This is a genomic window from Pseudomonas sp. SWRI81, from assembly GCF_014268545.1.
Classification (GTDB): Bacteria; Pseudomonadota; Gammaproteobacteria; order Pseudomonadales; family Pseudomonadaceae; genus Aquipseudomonas; species Aquipseudomonas hamedanensis.
The window spans coordinates 49,503-67,665 of the sequence record NZ_JABWQS010000030.1; the positions used below are offsets into that span (position 1 = coordinate 49,503).

Sequence of the window (18,163 nt, forward strand, 5' to 3'; positions counted from 1 at the left end):
AGACGTCTTATGCGCGTCAATACCTGACGCGGGCCATCCGCAGATCGATTCATGCCCGCCAGGCCTGAATAGGTAGCACACTGGACGGTCGCTACGCACTGGAACCTTGGAATCGCACGCCAGCAGGCAAATGGGGATTTTGAACCGCGCTGCGCATAATCGGATTTCGGTTCAATCAGCTGTAGGTTCACCCACTGGGGGGATCAGCGCATGGGGCAACTGTATGATCGCACGCAGCTGCTGGCCGAGGTCTGGTCCGAACCCCTGACTGTGATCGCGCGCCGCTACGGCCTGTCGGAAGTGGGCCTGGCCAAGCTGTGCACCCGACTAAACATCCGCACCCGTCCGCAGGGTATTGGGCCAAGCGGGCGGTGGTCACGCAGGTGTTTCAGTCTTCGAAGCCATTCGAGGGGTTAGCGATGTGGTTGTCGGATCTCGCGAGATCCGTCGCTATTTTCTGTAGGAATTTTCCTAGACAGCCGTAATGGCCACTCAGTATCGTCCGAGGGTTTTCAACCCTCGGCGATTTTATGAGCGACAAGAAAAAAGACACTGACTGGACCGTTGCTGAGATTGAAGCAGCGGTTGATGCCTACCTGAAGATGTTTGAGCTTGAGCGAATCGGCCAAAAATTCAACAAGGCACATGAGAATCGCGTACTGCGTGCATCTGCGTTGCACAACCGCACTGAAGGCTCCGTTGAATTCCGCATGCAGAACATCTCTGCCGTTTTGTTGAGAATGCATAGGGAATACATCAAAGGGTACAAGCCAGCCAGAAACGTTGGGACTAACGTTGAGCCGGCCATCCGAGCAGTGTTGGTTGCCAAAGGGGTCACGCTTGGGGATCCAACGGTTGCGACTGCGGATGAAGAAGCACTAGAGCAGAGAGCTCTTGCGCTAGAGAAGCTGCCTCTTGAAGACGAACCTGAGGGGATTGTGAAGCCGAAGCGCGCTCCCGCCCAAAGCACTGCATTTATACGTGACCCGAAGGTTAGAGCCTGGGTCCGTAAGAAAGCCAAAGGGATATGTGAAGGGTGCGGTGAACCGGCACCATTCACTAAAAATGACTCCCCTTACCTTGAAGTTCATCACGTGAGGCATTTGGCGAATAAGGGCTCTGATCGAATTAGCAATGCTGTAGCGCTTTGTCCGAACTGTCATCGGCGCTGCCATCACTCGAATGACAGCAAAGAGTTCACCGAGTCGCTTTATGACAGGGTTAAACGGTTGAAGCGTGAGTAGCCGAACCGCAAAACTATGTGATGAGAGAGCTTGCTCCTGATCGGCCGCAGAGCGGTCGCCAAGATCATAACTTGCTCTGTTTAATTCATCGGATTTACCTTTTTTGGGGCTGCTTCGCAGCCCAGCGGGAGCAAGCTCCCTCGCCACAGGGGGATGTGTGGCCTGCGATGTTGGTGTGGGGATTGAAATCTGGTTGATGCCTGGAATCGCCAGCAGGCTAGCTCCTACAAGTTTTGCATCATCCTGAAAACAATCAGTGCAACCCGCGCCGCCTCCCGCTATTAATACCCCCTCCCCCACTCAAGGATCCGAGCCTCACCATGAAATTCGATCTCGCCTACTGCCTCAGCCTCGACGACAAGTTGTCGATTTATGATGTTCGCGATCTCAATTTCGATGAGACGGTGGCGTTTGACTCGGCGAAGGAACACTTCCAGTGCCCCAACGATGCGTGTCGTTCGGCGTTCGAGGCTTCCAACGAGTTGGGTACGTTCAACGCCAAGAACGTGAATTACGTGCGCACGCCGCACTTCAAGAATCTGCCGACCACGCAGCATGTGGTGGGTTGTCCGTATGTGAGTTTGAAGGCGTCGGCTTCGGGCGTTGAGACGGCAGACGGCGAGGCGGATGACGCTCGTGAGGAACACTTCCCATCAGAGTTGTTGCTGACCCGGCGTGAGTATGTGCGCAAGCCTGTTGCGCCAGCGGCGGCGGCAGATGTGTTGCGGGATGATCCGGTTCGGGTGGCGGCGGACGCGGGTAAAGAGTCGGCGGGGCGTGAGTCGGCGCCGGACAAGACCAGTGTGTTTGCGCATCCGGTGGAGTGTTTTGTTTCCAACTTTGCCGACAAGGATTTGCTCAAGCGCATGCCGTTGAAGATTGGCGAGCATACGGCGCCGTACAGTTTGTTCTTCAAGAAGATCGAGTATCTGACGGACAACAAGGGGCTGATTTATTGGGGGCGGATCAAGAAGATCGAGGACTTCCACAGTGCCAGTTTTCGCATCGATTTCGAGGACAAGATCTGGTTCAAGAAACCGGAGGACAGCAAGAAGAAGCCGTATCCGGTCAGCGTTTATCTGAACAAGAAGCTGATCGACAACTACCGCAAGCGCAAGGCGTTTCTGGAGGAGATCAAGCACGCGGTGGATAGCGACAAGGCGTTGTTCTGTTTCTTCTATGGGGTGACGCCGGAGTTGAAGCAGGTGCCCGGCAAGAAGAACCCCGAAAAGCCTTTCGAGGTCTTCAATGCCGATATCGAGAACCTGGATCACTTCATCATTCGTGAAGCGCCGGGTCTGGAGTGAGGGTTAGTTCAGGGCAGTTGCAGTTTGACGGCGCCCGGGTGTTGTTTGACCAGTGAGTACGGCAGGATTGACCAGTCGGGCGCGTCGCAGGCGCGGGCTACTCGGGCGAAATACGGGCTGAGGTACAGGCCGCTCTCGGTGAAGTACCAAGGTGAATAGCCCCAGATGCTTTCATCGCTGTAGTCACAGGCGTTGTCATCGCCCTCTGCGGGCTTCTTCATTTCATTGGGGTGGAGTGTGGTGAACTGTTTGATCAACCAAGGCACCAGCACTTCGCGCTGATACGTTGAGTAAGCATCGCTTTGCGCGGTGCTCAGCGGCTGGTCACCTGGGCTGTCGCGGTCGACATGCAAAATTGGCACGCCTTCTCCTACCCATAACACGTCGCCCAGCGATAGCGGATGACCGGTTTTTACATCGATGTTGAGCGGTGAATCACCAAAATCCGGATGCGCGCCACCGCAATAATAGCTGGTAGACACGTTCAGGCTGACCACTGCGGGGGAGATCAGCTTTGGTTCGACTTGCTGCAGGAAGTCGGTGTTGACGCCGCCTTGCATCAGGCAACCGTGATAACGGATGACCTCTTGCCAGAGTCTGGCGAGCAACTGTTGATTGACTTGCTGGCGCTCATCTTTGGGTAAGCCGGATTCAATGCTGAACAGCGAGATCGTTGTTTCAGGTTCCGTCCACCACTGCAGTTCGTAACCCATGAAGTGCTCTTTCTTCGCGGCTTTGAGCTTGAGCCCCTGTAAGCGCAAATACTCGTACGGATTGCTGTGCTGCAACGTGGCAATGAACGGCAACGTTGTTGATGTCGGCGCTGGAAGTTTGGCCTCGACCAACTTCACAGGGAGCTTCTTGCCCTTCGGACTTTGCCATTCGCCCTGCAAGCCATCGGCGGTCGCTTCCAGCTTTAACGTTGGCAGCGGCTGCTCTTCGCCATAGCGGTTTTCACCTTCTATCAGGCTCAGCGTGCTTTCATGCAACGTGCCACTGAGGAGCAGGTCGCGATGGTATTTCTCGTAAAAGTAGCGACCGACGACTTCGTCCTGCTGCTGGGTATTGAGTTCGAGCACGATCGGCGTTTTTCCCAGCGTGCCGGTGAATACACGTTGACGGTCATCAGCGTGAGCGGTGTAAATCACCGAGAACAGCGCCGCGACGCAGAGCGCCTGGCGCCTCAATCCCTTGAGCATTGATCGATCCTTGAAAGAGGTAGGGCGGCCCCGACACTGGAACGTCGGGGCCGAAAATAAGGAAGCGGATTATGGCGAGGAGTTGTTCTGGAATCGAGCGCCATCACTCGATCAGTTCACACGCAACCCGTCCTCAAACGCACGAATCTCCCGCTTTGCTTCCGTGCGTCGAGCAAGCGCAGCCTGGACACCCGCGTCATCGACAGCACAGTACTGACGCAACCAGTGGGCGATCATTTCTTCATCCGGCCTGAAGTAATCCTTGCGCTCCTTGGTGTTTCGAATTTGCGCGTTCATTTGTGCATCGAAACCGATGGCAGCACGTTCGCCTTGGGGCAAACAGCCCCACTCCCCAGCGCAGTCCTCGAAAAACCAGGCGATTTGTTCGATGTGCTTTTGTGCACCGCGATGGCTGCGGCGATAAAAACGATGCTCTGCGCAGCTCGGCTCAAAACGGTCCGTCATCGACCCGGCATCAGCCCATTGCATGAGGTCATGATTGATCGCATCACGTATCAACCCTTCCCGCCAGCGCTCGATAAACCACGCCACAAACCCTTCGGCGTCAGCCTTTTTGGCATCGGCAAAGATCATGCAATAACGCGTTCTGACATGAATGACAAACAGCACATGTTTACGCTGGACGGTGATCGCGTGCACTAGCCACTGTTCGTCAAAGCTGTTCGGTTCATCGTCTTCTATAACTGGCGACGGCGGTTTAGCGCTCACCGGCGTGATTGTTTTGCCTTTGTGGACACGGCTGAAAAACTTGCCGGCGGCTTCGGTGCAATTGAAGATCAGCATACGGGTTCTCTTGGAAGCGCGGGTGGCACTGGGTCAGTCATCTCGAACAATCTCTTCTACCCATTCAATTTCGTATTGCCGACGTTCGATACCGGAGGTCAGTTTCTGCGTTTCTTCGCTCAGAATCGACAACTCCGCGTCGGTCAATAAGTCATGCGAGACCATGAGGGTCAGTTTCCACAATGCGGAGGAGCGAGCCAGACCATCGAACATGCGGGCCATGTCGTGGTTTCGATCATTGATCAAGCCGTAAATCATGCCGTAACGGGCATGGGCCGACAGCGCACCGTGCTGGGTGATTGTCTTGGTGTCGGCGAGCACGCCCTGGCAAAATCGGTCGAGCGCGATCTTGCGCAATTGTTTGAATTTCTTCCAGTCACTCTCACTGATCGACATGAGTTTCCCCCATTTTCTGTTTAACCTCGGGAATGGTTCCTCGGGTTAATGTTGAAATCAAGCGATAGCTCATCGTGTCCACATACCGAGCATCACTATAACCAGCAATCCAATATAGACCCGGGCATGTGTCCGGTCAGGTATCCGCCCTATCCACGGCGCAGCCAATTTGATGCCCAGTAACGAGCCAAGCGTCAGCGCCGCAAACGCCAGCGTGTCCACGTACCCGACATACCAGACACCCAGTTCAGGCCCGGTGAACCCGGCCAGCGCCATGTACGTCAACGTCCCGGCCAATGCCACCGGCACGCTCAGCGGATTGGCCATGGACGTGGCTTGCGACATGCTCAGCCCGCAACGGCGTAGCAGCGGCACGGTCATGACGCTTCCTCCTACGCCGAGGAACGTCGCGATGGCGCCGATGCCTACGCCGCCCGCGGATATTTCCGTTGCGCTCAATCGCCGTGGTACGACACCTTCGGACTGCGTAAGGAATCCGCGACGTAGCAAGCAGTCAACGATGGTCACGCCGAGGTAGGCGATGAAGGCATAACGGATCACTGCACCGCTGACCCACATCGCGGCGATTGCACCGACGACTGCGCCCGCAGCGATGAAACCACCCAATGGCCACAGATAGTCAGCCATGAGATTACCCGCGCGGTGGTGTTTGCGCGTGGCGACCAGGGCGTTAACGGTCATCACACAGGTCGAGGTGGCAACGGCGATGTGCATCGCCGATTGCGCGATGGGGTCGTTGACGGCGTGGCTGGCGGTGAGCATCTGGTAGAGCAGCGGCACGACGACGAAGCCGCCGCCGAAGCCGAACAGCACGGCGCTGATACCGGTCAAGCAACCAAAGAACGTGAGCAAAAGATAGAACATGGCGAACGTCCGCGAATGGAGAGCGCACGACGATAGGCCGACAAGGGCTGGCCTGCTTCAGCAAGTCGGCCAATACTGTTTGCGTTCACGCCAATCGCTGGAAGCCGTTCGATGCGCAATATCTCGATCAATCAGTTGGACGACACGCCCCGCTCGGTCGTGGCAATCGGTACGGATTATTCCCACGGCCACCTACTCCCGTTTCATACGCATCGTCGGGCGCAATTGTTGTATGGCGCCAGCGGTGTGATGCAGGTCAGCACCCATGACGGTAACTGGTTGGTGCCGCCGCAGCGGGCGGTGTGGATTCCGCCGGGCATGGCCCATGAGGTGCTGATGCTCGGGGTGAGTACGCGCAGCTTGTACATCGAGCCTGGGACGGTGGATCTGGGTGGGCGTTGTCAGGTAGTTAGCGTGTCGCCGCTGCTGCGGCATTTGCTGATGGAAGCGGTTGAAGTGCCGTTGAACTATGACCTGGCGGGCCGCGACGGAGCGTTGATCAACCTGCTGTTACATGAGCTGAGGCGGAGTACGCCCCTGCCCTTGCACATTCCTATGCCGACCGAAGGAAAACTCCTCAGTCTGTGTCAGACCTTTCTGAACAAGCCCAACGCCCATCAATCACCACAGCAATGGTCCGAGCAGTTACACATAAGCTTACGAACCTTTAACAGATTGTTTCGTCAGCAGACCGGGTTCAGCTTTCGCCATTGGCGGCAACAAGCCTGCGTCGTGCAGGCGCTGGCACGGTTGGCGGCGGGCGAAGCGGTGACACGGATCGCGCTGGACTTCGGTTATGAAAGCCCGGCGGCGTTCTCGACGATGTTTCGACGGGTACTTGGTCAGGCGCCGTCCGTCTGGTTGGAGGCGGCGAATTAGGGCAAATGAAAAAATGCGTTTGATCCCGGCCAAAAACAACTGTACAAAAACACAGTACATTTTCAATCAGCACTTTTGAGCCCGGAGCACACCATGGCCTCTCTTGCGATGAACCACGTTCTCGAACGCGTTGCCCTTTTCCAGTTCACCCCCACTCACTGTGTCCAGGCCCGAGCGATGCTGGGCTGGAGCGTGGAACAGCTATCGCGCGAGGCGCAGGTGCCGGTTGAAGACATTCAACGATTCGAGGCACAGCAAGAGGTCGCGGATGCAGCGCGGCTGGCGCTGGCCTATCGCTTCGAGGCGCTGGGGTTGGTGTTCTTTCCGGGATTTCGGCCGGGGCGCAGTGTGAAGGTTCAGGGTATGACGGCGGAATCGGTGGAACACCGGAATTTTGCGATGGCTGAGTAAGGCGGTGTGGCGAGGGGCCGCTCCCCTCGCCGTCTGCACAGCTCAGGCATTCTGAGCCACCACCTCACTTTCCCCTTCAACCGCCAACCACCAAGCGCTGCCGCGTTGCGGTTGAGCAATGTTGAACGCCTCGCCCATCTGCGGCGTGGTGATCGCGACGCTGCGTTCCCACGCCAGTGCGAGGATGCGGTCGAACGGTTCATACCAGGCGTGCATCGCCAGGTCGAACGTGCCGTTGTGGATCGGGAAGAGCCAGCGGCCTTTGAGGTCGATGTGCGCTTGCAGGGTTTCTTCCGGCTGCATGTGCACGTGAGGCCATTCGACGTTGTAGGCGCCGGTTTCCATCAGGGTCAAGTCAAACGGGCCGTATTGTTCGCCGATGCGTTTGAAGCCGTCGAAATAGCCGCTGTCGCCGCTGAAGAAGATGCGTGTGTCGGCGTCGATCATCACCCATGACGCCCACAAGGTGCTGTTGCCGTCGAACAGGCCGCGGCCGGAGAAGTGCTGCGACGGCGTGGCGACGAAGCGGATGCCGGCGATTTCGGTGCCCTGCCACCAGTCGTACTGGCGCACCTTGCTGGCGTCGATGCCCCACTTGATCAGGGTGTCACCGACGCCCAGCGGCGTCAGGAAGTAATTCGTTTTGGCGGCGAGTTTGAGTACGGCCTCGTAGTCGAGGTGGTCGTAATGATTGTGCGAGAGGATCACCGCGTCGATCGGCGGCAGTTCATCAATGCTGATCGGTGGCTGATGGAAACGTTTCGGACCAGCCCATTGCACCGGCGAGGCACGCTCTGCAAAGACCGGATCGGTGATCCAGAATTTGTCGCGCATTTTCAGCAACAGGGTCGAGTGGCCGAGGCGATACACGCTGTGGTTTGGCGCTGCCAGCAGGTCTTCGCGGGTCAACGGCTGCACCGGGATCGCCGCAGCAGGTCGGGTGTTGTGTGGTTTATGGAAGATCATGTTCCACAGAATCCGCAGCATTTTTCGCACGCCTTCACGCTGCACGGGCGCGTGGTTGCGAAACGACCCCTGATCCTGACGAGAGGCTTCAGGCGTGGAAGTGTTATCCGGAAGAGAAACTGGATTGGCCATGACTGAATGACTCCAGAAAAACCGTGTCATGCACGGTTTCTCACGCTGGGAAGATAATAGGCCAAGCTGCACGCATAGGCCGAACTGCCCGGTTTTTAGACTGCTTGGATTAACGCAGCATTACACTGAGCGGTGTAGTTTCCTAGGTTGCATCAAAGCCGATGCCAAGTAAACTGCCAAGTGTAATTTCCTTTCCCCTGCCGAAGCCTGCTCATGACAGCCCCACAGCGACTCACCGACCGTAAACGCGAAGCCATCATTCAGGCAGCCATCAGCGAATTCCGCAGTCACGGTTTCGAAATCACCAGCATGGACAAGATCGCCGCCACCGCCGGTGTGTCCAAACGCACGGTGTACAACCACTTTCCCAGCAAGGAAGAGTTGTTCGCCGAGATCCTCAATCAGCTGTGGGCGCGGATCATTGCCGAGCCATCGGTCAGCTACAACCGCGAGCAGCCGTTGCGCGAGCAGTTGCGGCAAATGCTGCGAGAAAAAATGCAGATGATGGCCGATGAGAATTTCCTCACCCTGGCTCGGGTGGCGATTGCAGCGACCATTCATTCTCCGGAGCGCGCGCAAAACATGATCGAGCGCATGGGCGAACGTGAGGAAGGATTGACCGTCTGGATTCGCGCCGCTCAGGCCGATGGCCGCTTGCAGGCGGTCGATCCGGAGTTTGCCGCGCATCAGGTGCAGGGCTTGCTCAAGACCTTCGCGTTCTGGCCGCAGGTGTCGATGGGGCGCGCGGTGCTTGATATCGAGATGCAGCACAGCGTGGCGGAATCGGCACTGGACATGTTCCTGGCGCGTTATCAGCGCTGAATCATTTTGTCGCCAAGGAAAGGTCCGATGGTGTACAACTAAATTCGCAAAAAGTTATACAAACTCGCGAAAAATTCCTTTCTTGTACAAGTTTATGAAGTTTTGTATAAGTAGCCAACTGCCAGTAACGGAACGCTGGCATTGAGCAGTCATCGCCGAATGCCCTGTGCGCACTTCGGTCTGCCGGCGCAGGAATAGGGACTGAATCCTTCGATTTCCCCCACTTTCCGAGTATCGCAAGCATGTTTTTCAACCGTTACAAAGCCGCCCTCAAAGATCAGCAGCGCACCCTCACTGAGCAATCCGGACTGCTTGAAGCGATCAACCGCTCAATGGCGGTGATCGAATTCGATCTTGATGGCGTGGTGTTACGGGCCAATGACAATTTTCTCAAGACCATGGGTTACACCGCGGACCAAGCCATCGGTCAGCCGCACCGGCATTTCTGCACCCCGGAATTCGGACGCAGCGCCCAGTACAGTGAGTTGTGGTCTCGCCTGAAGAACGGTCAATTTCAGTCCGGCACGTTCGAGCGGGTCAACGGCAAAGGCCAGCCGATCTGGCTGGAAGCCAGTTACAACCCGATCAAGGATGCGGCAGGACGGGTGACGAAAGTGGTCAAGTACGCCATGGATGTCACCGCCAAGGTCCAGCAAGAAAACGAAGCCAATGCCAAGCTGCAGGCCATCGACCGGGCAATGGCGGTGATCGAATTCGACCTCGACGGCAATATCCTTACGGCGAATCAGAATTTTCTGACGCGCATGGGTTACACCCTGGCCGAACTCCGGGGCCAGCATCACCGCTTGTTCTGCCCAGCGGCAATGGTCAACAGCAGCGCATACCAAGACTTCTGGCGGCGTTTGAATCTCGGCGAATTCTTCCACGGGCAATTCGAGCGCGTGGACAAACGCGGCCAGACCGTCTGGCTGGAGGCCAACTACAACCCGGTCTACGACGCCTCGGGGCGGCTGTACAAAGTGGTTAAATTCGCCTCCGACGTAACCACCCGCGTCGTCCAGCACGAACAGGACGCGCGCAGCGCCAGCGCCGCTTATCACATCTCGGTAGCGACCCGGAAAGTCGCCGAGCAAGGCACCCAGGTCATCCAGCAAGCCGCCAGCGAAATGCGCGAAATCGCCGACGACATCAGCCAGTCTTCAACCCTGATTGCGCAACTCGGCGAGCGCTCCGAGCAGATCACCGCCATCGTCAATACCATTCGTGCGATCGCCGACCAGACCAATCTGCTCGCCCTCAACGCGGCCATCGAAGCCGCGCGCGCCGGTGAACAGGGCCGTGGTTTTGCCGTCGTCGCCGATGAAGTGCGCCAACTGGCGGCGCGCACCAGCGGCTCCACGGCCGAGATATCCAGCATGATCGGCTTGATCCAGAGCGAAACCCGGCAGGCCATCAAGAGCATGGAAGGCACCCGCGAACGCGCGGCTGAAGGCGTGGCGCTGGCGAATCAGGCGGGTACGGTGATTCTGCAGATTCGCGATGGCGCCAGTGAGGCGGTGGATGCGGTGAGTATGTTTGCCAACGAGCGAGTGCCGGGCTGACGGGGCCTGGCTTGGGTTCGCAGGTGGGATCAAGAGGGTGGCCAGCGATCAACCGAGGTGCCGCCTTCGCGAGCAGGCTCGCTTCCACATAGAGCCTGCAGCGTCCACAAATCCCCTGTGGGAGCGAGCCTGCTCGCGAAGAGGCCAGCATGAGCAACGCGCTTTATGACAGGCGCAACGCCCGCCCGAGCTCATCAAACAGGGTCACCACCGAACGCAACGCCCGGCAATCGGGCCGGGTCAGCAACCACAGCGCCGTGTCGTAACCGTGCAAGGGTTCGCTCAACGCCTGCAATCCGTCGTTGATCAGAAAGTCAGGCAATGCCGCCACGCCGAGGCCGGCGCGCACCAGTTGCGTCACGCTCAGCATGCTGTTGCAGCGATAAGCCGGCACCACCCCGGGCAGGTGCTGGCGCCGCCAGGCCACGGTTGGGTGATCCGGCAAGAACTCGTCCGGGGCAATCCAGGTAAGCGTCGTCAGATCCGCCCCCTCAACATTCTCCAGATAACGCTGACTGGCGCAGACCCGGTAGGAAATCTCCGCCAATTGCCGTCCGACCAGATGCTGCGGGGGTGTACGCGTCAAGCGCAAGGCAATGTCGGCATCGCGACGACTCAAGTTGGCGAAATCGTTCGAGGTACTCAATTCGATCGTCAGCGCCGGGTAGTTGGGCATGAACTGCGCCAGCGCCGGGAGCAACAAGCCTTGCAAAACCGAATCGGTGCAGGTCAGGCGCACCGTGCCACTGACCACTTGCCCGCCCTGCTCAACCCCGATCCGCGCCGCTTCCAGTGCCTGCTCGGCGCGTTCGGCCTGCTCGGCGAGCGCTTGCGCCAGGGTGGTGGGCAGGTAACCGGCGCGGCTTTTTTCGAACAGTTGCTGGCCAAGCGCTGACTCCAGTCGGCGTACGGCGCGAAACACCGTCGACACGTCAACGCGCAGCAACTGGGAAGCGCGTGCCAGTGAGGTGCCGCGTACCAATGCGAGAATCAGCGCCAGGTCGGCATAGTCGAGTCGATAGTGCGTCGGTGCATTGATCACTTGGGTAAACGCCAATATTGAGTGCGTGAACGCCAATCTATAGTGGAGCACCATCCATCAGCAAGCGCAGGGAAATCCTATGGAAAATCGCGCCATTCGCATCGCCCTGATTGGCGACTACGACCCGCAGGTCACCGCCCACCAAGCCATCCCGGTTGCTCTCGAACGGATCGCCGAAGATCGGCGGCACACCGTGCAATTTGAGTGGCTGGCCACCGATCAGATCCACGCCGACACAGCACTCGATCCCTACGACGGTTTTTGGTGCGTGCCGGCCAGCCCCTACAAAAGTGAACAAGGCGCACTGCGCGCCATTCGCTTTGCCCGCGAACAAGGGCGTCATTTCCTCGGCACCTGCGGCGGTTTTCAGCACGCGATTCTGGAATATTCGCGCAATGTTCTGGGTTGGACCGATGCGGTACATGGCGAAACATCGCCAGAATCAGAACGCGCGGTACTCACGCCGCTGGCCTGTTCGCTGGTTGAAGCCGTGGACAGCATCCATCTGCGGCCCGGTTCGTTGATCGCCAAGGCGTACGAAACGTCTGAAATCGAGGAAGGCTATCGCTGTCGCTACGGTGTGAATCCACAGTTCGAACAAACATTGTTGAGCGATCGGCTACATGCGGTCGGCCATGATTCGGCAGGCGATCTGCGCGCTGTCGAACTGAAAGATCATCCGTTCTTCGTTGCTACCCTGTTCCAGCCGGAACGTGCAGCACTGAAAGGGAAAAGGCCGCCGCTGGTTCGGGCGTTTGTCGAAGCCTGCGGGGAGCTACGCTGATGGCGGCTTGCTTTGCGGTGATTTTCACCTCGACCCGCACCGAGGGTGACAACGGTTATGCCGCGGCGGCGCAGCGCATGGCTGAGTTGGTACGCGAGCAGCCGGGTTTTCTTGGCGTGGAATCGGTTCGAAGCGCGGACGGCCAAGGTATTACCGTGTCGTATTGGCAGAGCGAGGCGGCCATTCTGGCGTGGCGGGATCATCCCGAACATCAGGCAATTCAGGCGCGTGGGCGCTCGCACTGGTATTCGGCGTTTCATACGCGGGTGTGCCGGGTTGAGCGGGAATATGCATCCGGACAGTGAGGATGGCGGCGCCAACCAAGCCGCCTTCGCGAGCAGGCTCGCTCCCACAGGGATTGTGTGAACGCCACAGATCCAATGTGGGGGCGAGCCTGCTCGCGAAGAGGCCCGCGTCCGCGCTACAAAACCTCAGCCCCGCACCAGACTGCGCACCGCAACGATCTCCGGCACCTCGACTTTGCTCATGTAAACCCGCAACGGCTCGGTGATGTTGATACGGTCGTCGATGTGTTGGTCCAGCAATAACTGAATCAACTCACGCTTCAACGTCATGGTCGTTGCCGAAACGGGCGCCCAGACAAATTCACTGGCCGCAATGATGCCGTCATCGGCCACGTCCATGCCGAACGAATCCTCGCTGAAGCGCACGATGTACTGGCCGGTCTTGCGGTTGAGGCCGACGAAGCCCTTGAGATCGTCGGCGGCCTGGCAGATGAGTTGGGAGGTGATGCGCATGGTAAACCTCACGAAAGATGATCGATGATTTACACGCAGGGCAACTGCGGCGCGCCCTCTGCCGGGGCGTCTGCCGAGGGCAAGCGTACTGCAAACGGCGCCACAAAAGTGCAGGAAAAATCGCTTTTAATACGTTTATGTCGGTCCTGCGCTAGCACGCCATCGATTCAGTTGTTAAAACGTACGTCTTGAAAAAACCTGCGAAAGGAACTCGACCATGCCTGCCACTTTTACCCAAAGCGCCTTGGTGCTGAGTCTGTTGCTCGGCCTCGGTCAGGCGCACGCCGACACCCATCCCGAACCCAAGGCCATCGCTGCGGCGCATGGCATCCCGCACCCGGCGGTCATCGCCCATCGTGGCGCGTCCTTTGATGCTCCGGAGTCCACCGCGGCCGCCTACCGGCTGGCTCGCGACCTCGGCGCTGACTATCTGGAGCTGGATTTGCAGCGCAGCAAGGACGGCGTGCTTTTCGCCCTGCACGACGACAACCTGCAACGCACCACTGACGTCGCCAGCAAGTTTCCAGAACGCAAGGACAGCCCGGCCACGGCCTTCACCATGGCCGAACTGAAAACCCTCGATGCTGGCAGTTGGTTCAACACCAAGTACCCGGATCGCGCGCGTGCGTCCTACGCCGGGCTGAAAATCCTCACCCTCGATGAAATCATCGACATCGCCCGCGCCAATCCGCAGCACAAGCCGGGCCTGTACATCGAAACCAAAGAGCCGCAACTGTTCCCCGGCATCGAACATGACCTGAAGGAAAAGCTGCAGGATCGCGGCTGGCTCAGCCCGGCTGGGTCCAAACTGGCGAAAAGCGCATTGGGCGTCGGTCAGGGCAAAGGCAAGGTGATCCTGCAGACCTTCGACAAGTCCAGCCTCGAACTGCTGGAAAAAGAAATGCCGCAAGTGCCGAAAATCCTCCTGCTGTGGGTCGGCGAAGGCAGCATCGAGCCGAAATCCAGCGTGACCTTTGCCGCGTCCGGCGAAAAGGACAAAAACGTGTTCTACGGCAAGCAGGAGCCGAAATCCGAAGCCGAGTTCAAGCAATGGATCGATTACGCCAAGGCCCAGGGCGCCATCGGCACCGGCCCGTCGGCGAAGCTGACCCATGGCGGCGATCAGAGCTACTCCGATCTGGTGCAACCTTGGATGAACCAGTACACCCATGACCAAGGCCTGCTGGTGCATGTCTACACGGTTGACGAGCCGGTGGACTTCGAGAAAGTCATGGCCGCCGGCGTCGACGGCATCTTTACTAATCGCGCCAGCGAACTGTTGAAGTTTTATAAGCGTCCCGCGTTTAGCAGTGTTGATCAGGTATTGAAGAACAACGGTTTCTGATCAGCAATCGAGTTGCCTGTTTTCGCGAGCAGGCTCGCTCCCAGAAGAGCAAGTTGCTCGCGATGCCGGGATTAAGGGTGAATTAAGTTGCGCTGGTTAATCTGAACCCACTTACACAGATCAACCACTTCAACGCACAACCAAGGAATGACCCGATGAAAACTTTGACTGCCCTGTTTACTGCCGCTGCCCTGACCCTCACCGCCGGCCTGGCTCAGGCTGATGTTCGCATCGACCAAGTGCCGCAACTGGTCAAGGACGGCAAAATCAAATCGCTGGAATCGATGAACGCCGAAGCGCTGAAACTGCACCCGGGCGCAACGATTACCGACACCGATATCGATAACCACTTCAACGGTTATGAGTACGAAGTTGAACTGAAAACCGCTGACGGCAAAGAGTTCGACGTAGACTTTGACGCCACCACCGGTAAAGTGCTGAGCGACAAGCAAGACACTTGATAGATCGCTGATAAAGAGCCGCACGATTTAATGATCGTGCGGCTTTTTTATGGCTGGCAAAAATCATTGTAGGAGTGAGCCTGCTCGCGATATCGGTAAGTCAGCGACATCAATATTGACTGTTCCACCGCTATCGCGAGCAGGCTCACTCCTACAAAGGGTTGCGCAGATGCTTAGACTCGCAATCAAGCACTTAACCGCGCCGTCACTTCATTCAACTGCCCCGACAAACCATGCAGATTCTGACTGGCACTCTCGGTGCGCTGCACGTTGTCCAGGTTAGTGCTGGCAATCGCGGTGATTTCAGTCAGGTTGCGCGAGATGTCCTCGGCCACCGAAGTCTGCTCTTCTGCCGCCGTGGCGATTTGACGGTTCATGTCGCGAATCGCTTCCACCGCCAGGGTGATGCGCTCCAGCATCGCTCCGGCCTGCGTCACCTGCTCGACGCTTTCATCGCTGCGCGACTGGCCGCTTTCGATTGCCTGCGCGGCGTCCACCGCCCCCGTCTGCACGTTCTGAATGATCTGGTTGATCTCGATGATCGACTCGGCGGTGCGCTGCGCCAGGTTGCGCACTTCATCGGCGACCACGGCGAAACCACGCCCGGCCTCACCGGCCCGTGCCGCTTCAATCGCCGCGTTGAGCGCCAGCAAATTGGTCTGCTCGGCGATGCCGCGAATCACTTCAAGCACCTTGCCGATACGGCCGCTGTCGGCTTCCAGACGACGGATGACCGTCGCGGTGTTGGCGATCTCGCCACGCATCTGTGTGATAGAGCGAATGGTGGTTTGCATGACCTTTTCACCCTGCTGCGCCGACTGGTCGGCATCGTCAGCGGCACGCGCGGCATCGGCGGCGTGACGGGCAACCTCCTGGGCCGTGGCGGACATTTCGTTCATCGCCGTGGCCACTTGATCGGTACGGTTGAACTGCTCGTTGGTGCCGCCGGCCATGGTCGTGGCGATCGCGTTCAACTCGCCACTGGCGCTGTCCAGCTCGCTGGCGCTGCGCTGCAATCGGGTGAAGGTATCGGCCAGGAAATCACGCAGGGTGTTCGCGGCGGCGGCGAGATTACCCAGCTCATCGCGACGGTCGCTGACCACTCGTTCGGCCAGTTCGCCACGGCTCAATCGGCTGACGTAATCAATCAGCTTGCCGATCGGCTCGATCAGATTGCGATTGATCAGCCACAGGCTCAGCAACCCGATCAGCAGACTCGACGCCAGCATCACCAGCAGCCCCAGCCACACCGTACGATCGGCGTTGGCACTGATCAGCGCCGACTGCGCGGTGCCTTGCTTACGCAACTCGGCGACCAGCTCGCTCATTTGCTCGCTGGTGGCACGGTCGAGGCCTTTGACCGCCGCGTCACCGGCTGCCGCTTCACCATCGGCCGCCACGTAGGCGTCACGGCCCTTCTGGTAAGCGCCGCCCAACTGACGGTGCTCGTCACGCAGACGTTCGATGCGCGTTTTAAGGCTTGGGTCGATGCCCTTCTGGCTGGCGAGTTCGCCGAGCAGGTTCTGCACATCGCGCTGGCGTTCTTCGAACTGGCCCCAGTACTTGGCCAGGTCCGCCGGTTGCTTGCCGCGCAGCAGAACGTTTTTCCATTCCTGCACCTGCACTTTGAATTGCAGGTTGGCCTCATCGATGAGCTGCGAGGTGTGCAACGGTCCAGCGATCAACTGGCTATAGCTGTGCACGCCGCTGGACAGGAAATGAAAACAGGCCAGCGCGATCAACAGCACCGCCAACAGGCTACCGCTCAGCAGGGCGAGAATTTGCGCTCTCAGGGATTTTTGCAGCATTGCAAGGTACTCAAGACAGGGATGAGACACGCTTCGAACGGGCGTGAAAAAGGGCCGGACTTCCCTGTCGACGAACCTTGGCGAAAGCCAATGGCGCGCAACCTAACGCACCTGAAGTCGGCGCGCCAGAGCGCTTCTTGAGAAACTTCCGACAGTCGGTAACGCTTTGATTTGGCGTAATTTTGTTGTCATGAAACGGTCATATGAGGTTGCGATGATGCCGCACGGGTGAACCTGAAAATCCCGCACCAGACACCCTTCTCGCAGCGAGCCGCCATGAACCACAGCCTCGACATCAGCCATCGCGATCCGGACCTGTTTGGCTTGTTGTACGGCTTTCGTTTTTTGCCCGGCGAGCGTGGCCGTGAAATCGATTCGGCGACCGCGCTGCGCTGCCTGCAAGACGACCACGACAACGGCGAATTTCTCTGGCTGCACTTGAACCTTGCCCACGCCGCGTGTGAGCGCTGGATGAAAAGCCATCTGCAATTGCCCGAGGAGTTTTTCGAAGCGCTGCATGAAGGCTCGCGTTCGACACGCATCGAGCATGTCGATTCGGCGCTGCTGGCGGTGGTTAACGACGTGGTGTTCAACCTCAGCAGCATGGTCTCCTCGGACGTGTCGACGCTGTGGGTCTGTGTGCGCAGCAAACTGATCGTCAGCGCACGCCTGCAACCGCTGCACTCGGTGGACAAATTGCGTTCGTCGGTGAAGGCCGGCGAGTGCTTCCGCTCGCCGTCGGAACTGCTCGTGCACCTGCTGCGCGATCAGGGCGAAGTGCTGACGCAGATCGTGCGCAAGACCAGTCTGAGCGTCGATCAGGTCGAAGACGAGTTACTGTCCTCGCGCCTGTCGACCAACCGCGCCGAACTTGGCGCCAACCGCCGCGTGCTGGTGCGCCTGCAACGGCTGCTGGCGCTGGAGCCGGGTTCATTGCTGCGCCTGCTCAATCGCCCGCCGCCCTGGTTGCAGAAGGAGGACGTCAAGGAGTTGCGTAAATCCACCGAGGAGTTCGCGCTGATCATCAACGACCTCACCGCCCTCGGCGAGCGGATCAAACTGTTGCAGGAAGAAATCGCCGCCAACCTCAACGAACAGAGCAACCGCACGCTGTTCACCCTGACCGTGGTGACGGTGCTGGCCTTGCCGATCAACATCATTGCCGGTTTCTTCGGCATGAATGTCGGCGGCGTGCCGCTGTCGCAGGACCCGCACGGGTTTTGGGTGCTGGTTGCGCTGGTGGCGACGTTCACGGTGATTGCCGGGCGGTGGGCGTTTCGCAAGCGTGGGGATTACTGATATCACATGCACACCGTAGATCCCTGTGGGAGCGGGCTTGCTCGCGAAAGCGGCGGGTC

At 58.4% G+C, this 18,163-nt stretch carries 19 protein-coding genes; 11 read left to right on the forward strand and 8 right to left on the reverse strand.

Annotation, left to right across the window (positions count from 1 at the left end):
• Positions 1–530 precede the first annotated feature (530 nt).
• Together HU765_RS18410 and HU765_RS18415 are read left to right on the forward strand one after the other, a co-directional pair.
• Positions 531–1,244 (forward strand): HNH endonuclease, encoded by a 714-nt coding sequence (locus HU765_RS18410; protein WP_186622149.1) that lies wholly within the window; start codon positions 531–533, stop codon positions 1,242–1,244.
• A gap of 320 nt (positions 1,245–1,564) precedes the next feature.
• Positions 1,565–2,551 (forward strand): hypothetical protein, encoded by a 987-nt coding sequence (locus tag HU765_RS18415; RefSeq protein ID WP_186622150.1) that lies wholly within the window; start codon positions 1,565–1,567, stop codon positions 2,549–2,551.
• Positions 2,552–2,559: 8 nt separating this feature from the next.
• Here HU765_RS18415 and HU765_RS18420 read toward each other — a convergent pair whose 3' ends face one another.
• The 4 genes from HU765_RS18420 to HU765_RS18435 all read right to left on the reverse strand — a co-directional run bounded on the left by HU765_RS18420 (position 2,560) and on the right by HU765_RS18435 (position 5,835).
• Positions 2,560–3,750 carry a hypothetical protein gene (locus HU765_RS18420; RefSeq protein ID WP_186622151.1) on the reverse strand — a complete coding sequence of 397 codons (1,191 nt, stop codon included), beginning with the start codon at positions 3,748–3,750 and terminating at the stop codon, positions 2,560–2,562.
• A 111-nt stretch (positions 3,751–3,861) separates the two neighbouring features.
• Positions 3,862–4,554, reverse strand: coding sequence for a hypothetical protein (locus HU765_RS18425; protein WP_186622152.1), 693 nt, complete (start codon positions 4,552–4,554; stop codon positions 3,862–3,864).
• A gap of 33 nt (positions 4,555–4,587) precedes the next feature.
• Positions 4,588–4,950, reverse strand: coding sequence for a hypothetical protein (locus tag HU765_RS18430; protein ID WP_186622154.1), 363 nt, complete (start codon positions 4,948–4,950; stop codon positions 4,588–4,590).
• 69 nt (positions 4,951–5,019) lie between these two features.
• Positions 5,020–5,835 (reverse strand): sulfite exporter TauE/SafE family protein, encoded by an 816-nt coding sequence (locus HU765_RS18435; RefSeq protein ID WP_186551472.1) that lies wholly within the window; start codon positions 5,833–5,835, stop codon positions 5,020–5,022.
• A gap of 111 nt (positions 5,836–5,946) precedes the next feature.
• On the opposite strand from HU765_RS18435, the gene HU765_RS18440 reads away from it, so the two are divergent.
• Positions 5,947–6,714, forward strand: a complete 768-nt coding sequence (locus tag HU765_RS18440; protein WP_186622155.1) for a helix-turn-helix transcriptional regulator — start codon at positions 5,947–5,949, stop codon at positions 6,712–6,714.
• Between the two features lie 93 nt (positions 6,715–6,807).
• Positions 6,808–7,125, forward strand: coding sequence for an XRE family transcriptional regulator (locus HU765_RS18445; RefSeq protein WP_186622156.1), 318 nt, complete (start codon positions 6,808–6,810; stop codon positions 7,123–7,125).
• A 42-nt stretch (positions 7,126–7,167) separates the two neighbouring features.
• On the opposite strand, the gene HU765_RS18450 is transcribed toward HU765_RS18445, so the two are convergent.
• Positions 7,168–8,223 (reverse strand): MBL fold metallo-hydrolase, encoded by a 1,056-nt coding sequence (locus tag HU765_RS18450; RefSeq protein ID WP_186622157.1) that lies wholly within the window; start codon positions 8,221–8,223, stop codon positions 7,168–7,170.
• 213 nt (positions 8,224–8,436) lie between these two features.
• On the opposite strand from HU765_RS18450, the gene HU765_RS18455 reads away from it, so the two are divergent.
• The gene (locus HU765_RS18455; RefSeq protein WP_186551478.1) at positions 8,437–9,045 is read left to right on the forward strand and encodes a TetR/AcrR family transcriptional regulator; all 609 of its coding nucleotides are present in this window, start codon (positions 8,437–8,439) and stop codon (positions 9,043–9,045) included.
• 242 nt (positions 9,046–9,287) lie between these two features.
• Positions 9,288–10,607, forward strand: coding sequence for a PAS domain-containing methyl-accepting chemotaxis protein (locus tag HU765_RS18460; protein WP_186622158.1), 1,320 nt, complete (start codon positions 9,288–9,290; stop codon positions 10,605–10,607).
• Positions 10,608–10,770: 163 nt separating this feature from the next.
• On the opposite strand, the gene HU765_RS18465 is transcribed toward HU765_RS18460, so the two are convergent.
• Complete coding sequence (locus HU765_RS18465; RefSeq protein ID WP_186622159.1) at positions 10,771–11,703, reverse strand: LysR family transcriptional regulator; 933 nt, start codon at positions 11,701–11,703, stop codon at positions 10,771–10,773.
• Between the two features lie 25 nt (positions 11,704–11,728).
• Between HU765_RS18465 and HU765_RS18470 the strand changes: the two genes are divergently transcribed.
• Together HU765_RS18470 and HU765_RS18475 are read left to right on the forward strand one after the other, a co-directional pair.
• Positions 11,729–12,433, forward strand: a complete 705-nt coding sequence (locus tag HU765_RS18470) for a CTP synthase (RefSeq protein ID WP_186622161.1) — start codon at positions 11,729–11,731, stop codon at positions 12,431–12,433.
• Positions 12,433–12,738 (forward strand): antibiotic biosynthesis monooxygenase, encoded by a 306-nt coding sequence (locus HU765_RS18475; RefSeq protein WP_186622162.1) that lies wholly within the window; start codon positions 12,433–12,435, stop codon positions 12,736–12,738. The genes HU765_RS18470 and HU765_RS18475 overlap by 1 nt, the downstream gene beginning before the upstream one ends.
• A gap of 126 nt (positions 12,739–12,864) precedes the next feature.
• On the opposite strand, the gene HU765_RS18480 is transcribed toward HU765_RS18475, so the two are convergent.
• The gene (locus HU765_RS18480; RefSeq protein WP_186551483.1) at positions 12,865–13,191 is read right to left on the reverse strand and encodes a DUF2025 family protein; all 327 of its coding nucleotides are present in this window, start codon (positions 13,189–13,191) and stop codon (positions 12,865–12,867) included.
• A gap of 217 nt (positions 13,192–13,408) precedes the next feature.
• Here HU765_RS18480 and HU765_RS18485 point away from each other — a divergent pair, with 217 nt between their 5' ends.
• A complete protein-coding gene (locus HU765_RS18485; protein ID WP_186622164.1) occupies positions 13,409–14,536 on the forward strand; it encodes a glycerophosphodiester phosphodiesterase in 1,128 nt (375 codons plus the stop codon).
• 155 nt (positions 14,537–14,691) lie between these two features.
• Complete coding sequence (locus HU765_RS18490; RefSeq protein ID WP_186551485.1) at positions 14,692–14,997, forward strand: PepSY domain-containing protein; 306 nt, start codon at positions 14,692–14,694, stop codon at positions 14,995–14,997.
• A 185-nt stretch (positions 14,998–15,182) separates the two neighbouring features.
• Here HU765_RS18490 and HU765_RS18495 read toward each other — a convergent pair whose 3' ends face one another.
• Positions 15,183–16,805 carry a methyl-accepting chemotaxis protein gene (locus tag HU765_RS18495; RefSeq protein WP_186622166.1) on the reverse strand — a complete coding sequence of 541 codons (1,623 nt, stop codon included), beginning with the start codon at positions 16,803–16,805 and terminating at the stop codon, positions 15,183–15,185.
• Between the two features lie 276 nt (positions 16,806–17,081).
• On the opposite strand from HU765_RS18495, the gene HU765_RS18500 reads away from it, so the two are divergent.
• On the forward strand, positions 17,082–18,104 hold the full coding sequence (locus tag HU765_RS18500) for a transporter (RefSeq protein WP_186622168.1): 1,023 nt from the start codon (positions 17,082–17,084) through the stop codon (positions 18,102–18,104).
• The last annotated feature ends 59 nt before the right edge of the window (positions 18,105–18,163 follow it).

Excerpts from the sequence above, each read along its gene's own strand:
- HU765_RS18430 (WP_186622154.1), bottom strand. The coding sequence starts at position 4,950 with ATGTCGATCAGTGAGAGTGACTGGAAGAAATTCAAACAATTGCGCAAG.
- HU765_RS18490 (WP_186551485.1), top strand. The coding sequence starts at position 14,692 with ATGAAAACTTTGACTGCCCTGTTTACTGCCGCTGCCCTGACCCTCACC.
- HU765_RS18415 (WP_186622150.1), top strand. The coding sequence starts at position 1,565 with ATGAAATTCGATCTCGCCTACTGCCTCAGCCTCGACGACAAGTTGTCG.
- HU765_RS18435 (WP_186551472.1), bottom strand. The coding sequence starts at position 5,835 with ATGTTCTATCTTTTGCTCACGTTCTTTGGTTGCTTGACCGGTATCAGC.
- HU765_RS18455 (WP_186551478.1), top strand. The coding sequence starts at position 8,437 with ATGACAGCCCCACAGCGACTCACCGACCGTAAACGCGAAGCCATCATT.
- HU765_RS18475 (WP_186622162.1), top strand. The coding sequence starts at position 12,433 with ATGGCGGCTTGCTTTGCGGTGATTTTCACCTCGACCCGCACCGAGGGT.
- HU765_RS18470 (WP_186622161.1), top strand. The coding sequence starts at position 11,729 with ATGGAAAATCGCGCCATTCGCATCGCCCTGATTGGCGACTACGACCCG.
- HU765_RS18500 (WP_186622168.1), top strand. The coding sequence starts at position 17,082 with ATGAACCACAGCCTCGACATCAGCCATCGCGATCCGGACCTGTTTGGC.
- HU765_RS18480 (WP_186551483.1), bottom strand. The coding sequence starts at position 13,191 with ATGCGCATCACCTCCCAACTCATCTGCCAGGCCGCCGACGATCTCAAG.
- HU765_RS18440 (WP_186622155.1), top strand. The coding sequence starts at position 5,947 with ATGCGCAATATCTCGATCAATCAGTTGGACGACACGCCCCGCTCGGTC.
- HU765_RS18445 (WP_186622156.1), top strand. The coding sequence starts at position 6,808 with ATGGCCTCTCTTGCGATGAACCACGTTCTCGAACGCGTTGCCCTTTTC.
- HU765_RS18465 (WP_186622159.1), bottom strand. The coding sequence starts at position 11,703 with ATGGTGCTCCACTATAGATTGGCGTTCACGCACTCAATATTGGCGTTT.
- HU765_RS18485 (WP_186622164.1), top strand. The coding sequence starts at position 13,409 with ATGCCTGCCACTTTTACCCAAAGCGCCTTGGTGCTGAGTCTGTTGCTC.
- HU765_RS18420 (WP_186622151.1), bottom strand. The coding sequence starts at position 3,750 with ATGCTCAAGGGATTGAGGCGCCAGGCGCTCTGCGTCGCGGCGCTGTTC.
- HU765_RS18495 (WP_186622166.1), bottom strand. The coding sequence starts at position 16,805 with ATGCTGCAAAAATCCCTGAGAGCGCAAATTCTCGCCCTGCTGAGCGGT.
- HU765_RS18425 (WP_186622152.1), bottom strand. The coding sequence starts at position 4,554 with ATGCTGATCTTCAATTGCACCGAAGCCGCCGGCAAGTTTTTCAGCCGT.
- HU765_RS18410 (WP_186622149.1), top strand. The coding sequence starts at position 531 with ATGAGCGACAAGAAAAAAGACACTGACTGGACCGTTGCTGAGATTGAA.
- HU765_RS18450 (WP_186622157.1), bottom strand. The coding sequence starts at position 8,223 with ATGGCCAATCCAGTTTCTCTTCCGGATAACACTTCCACGCCTGAAGCC.
- HU765_RS18460 (WP_186622158.1), top strand. The coding sequence starts at position 9,288 with ATGTTTTTCAACCGTTACAAAGCCGCCCTCAAAGATCAGCAGCGCACC.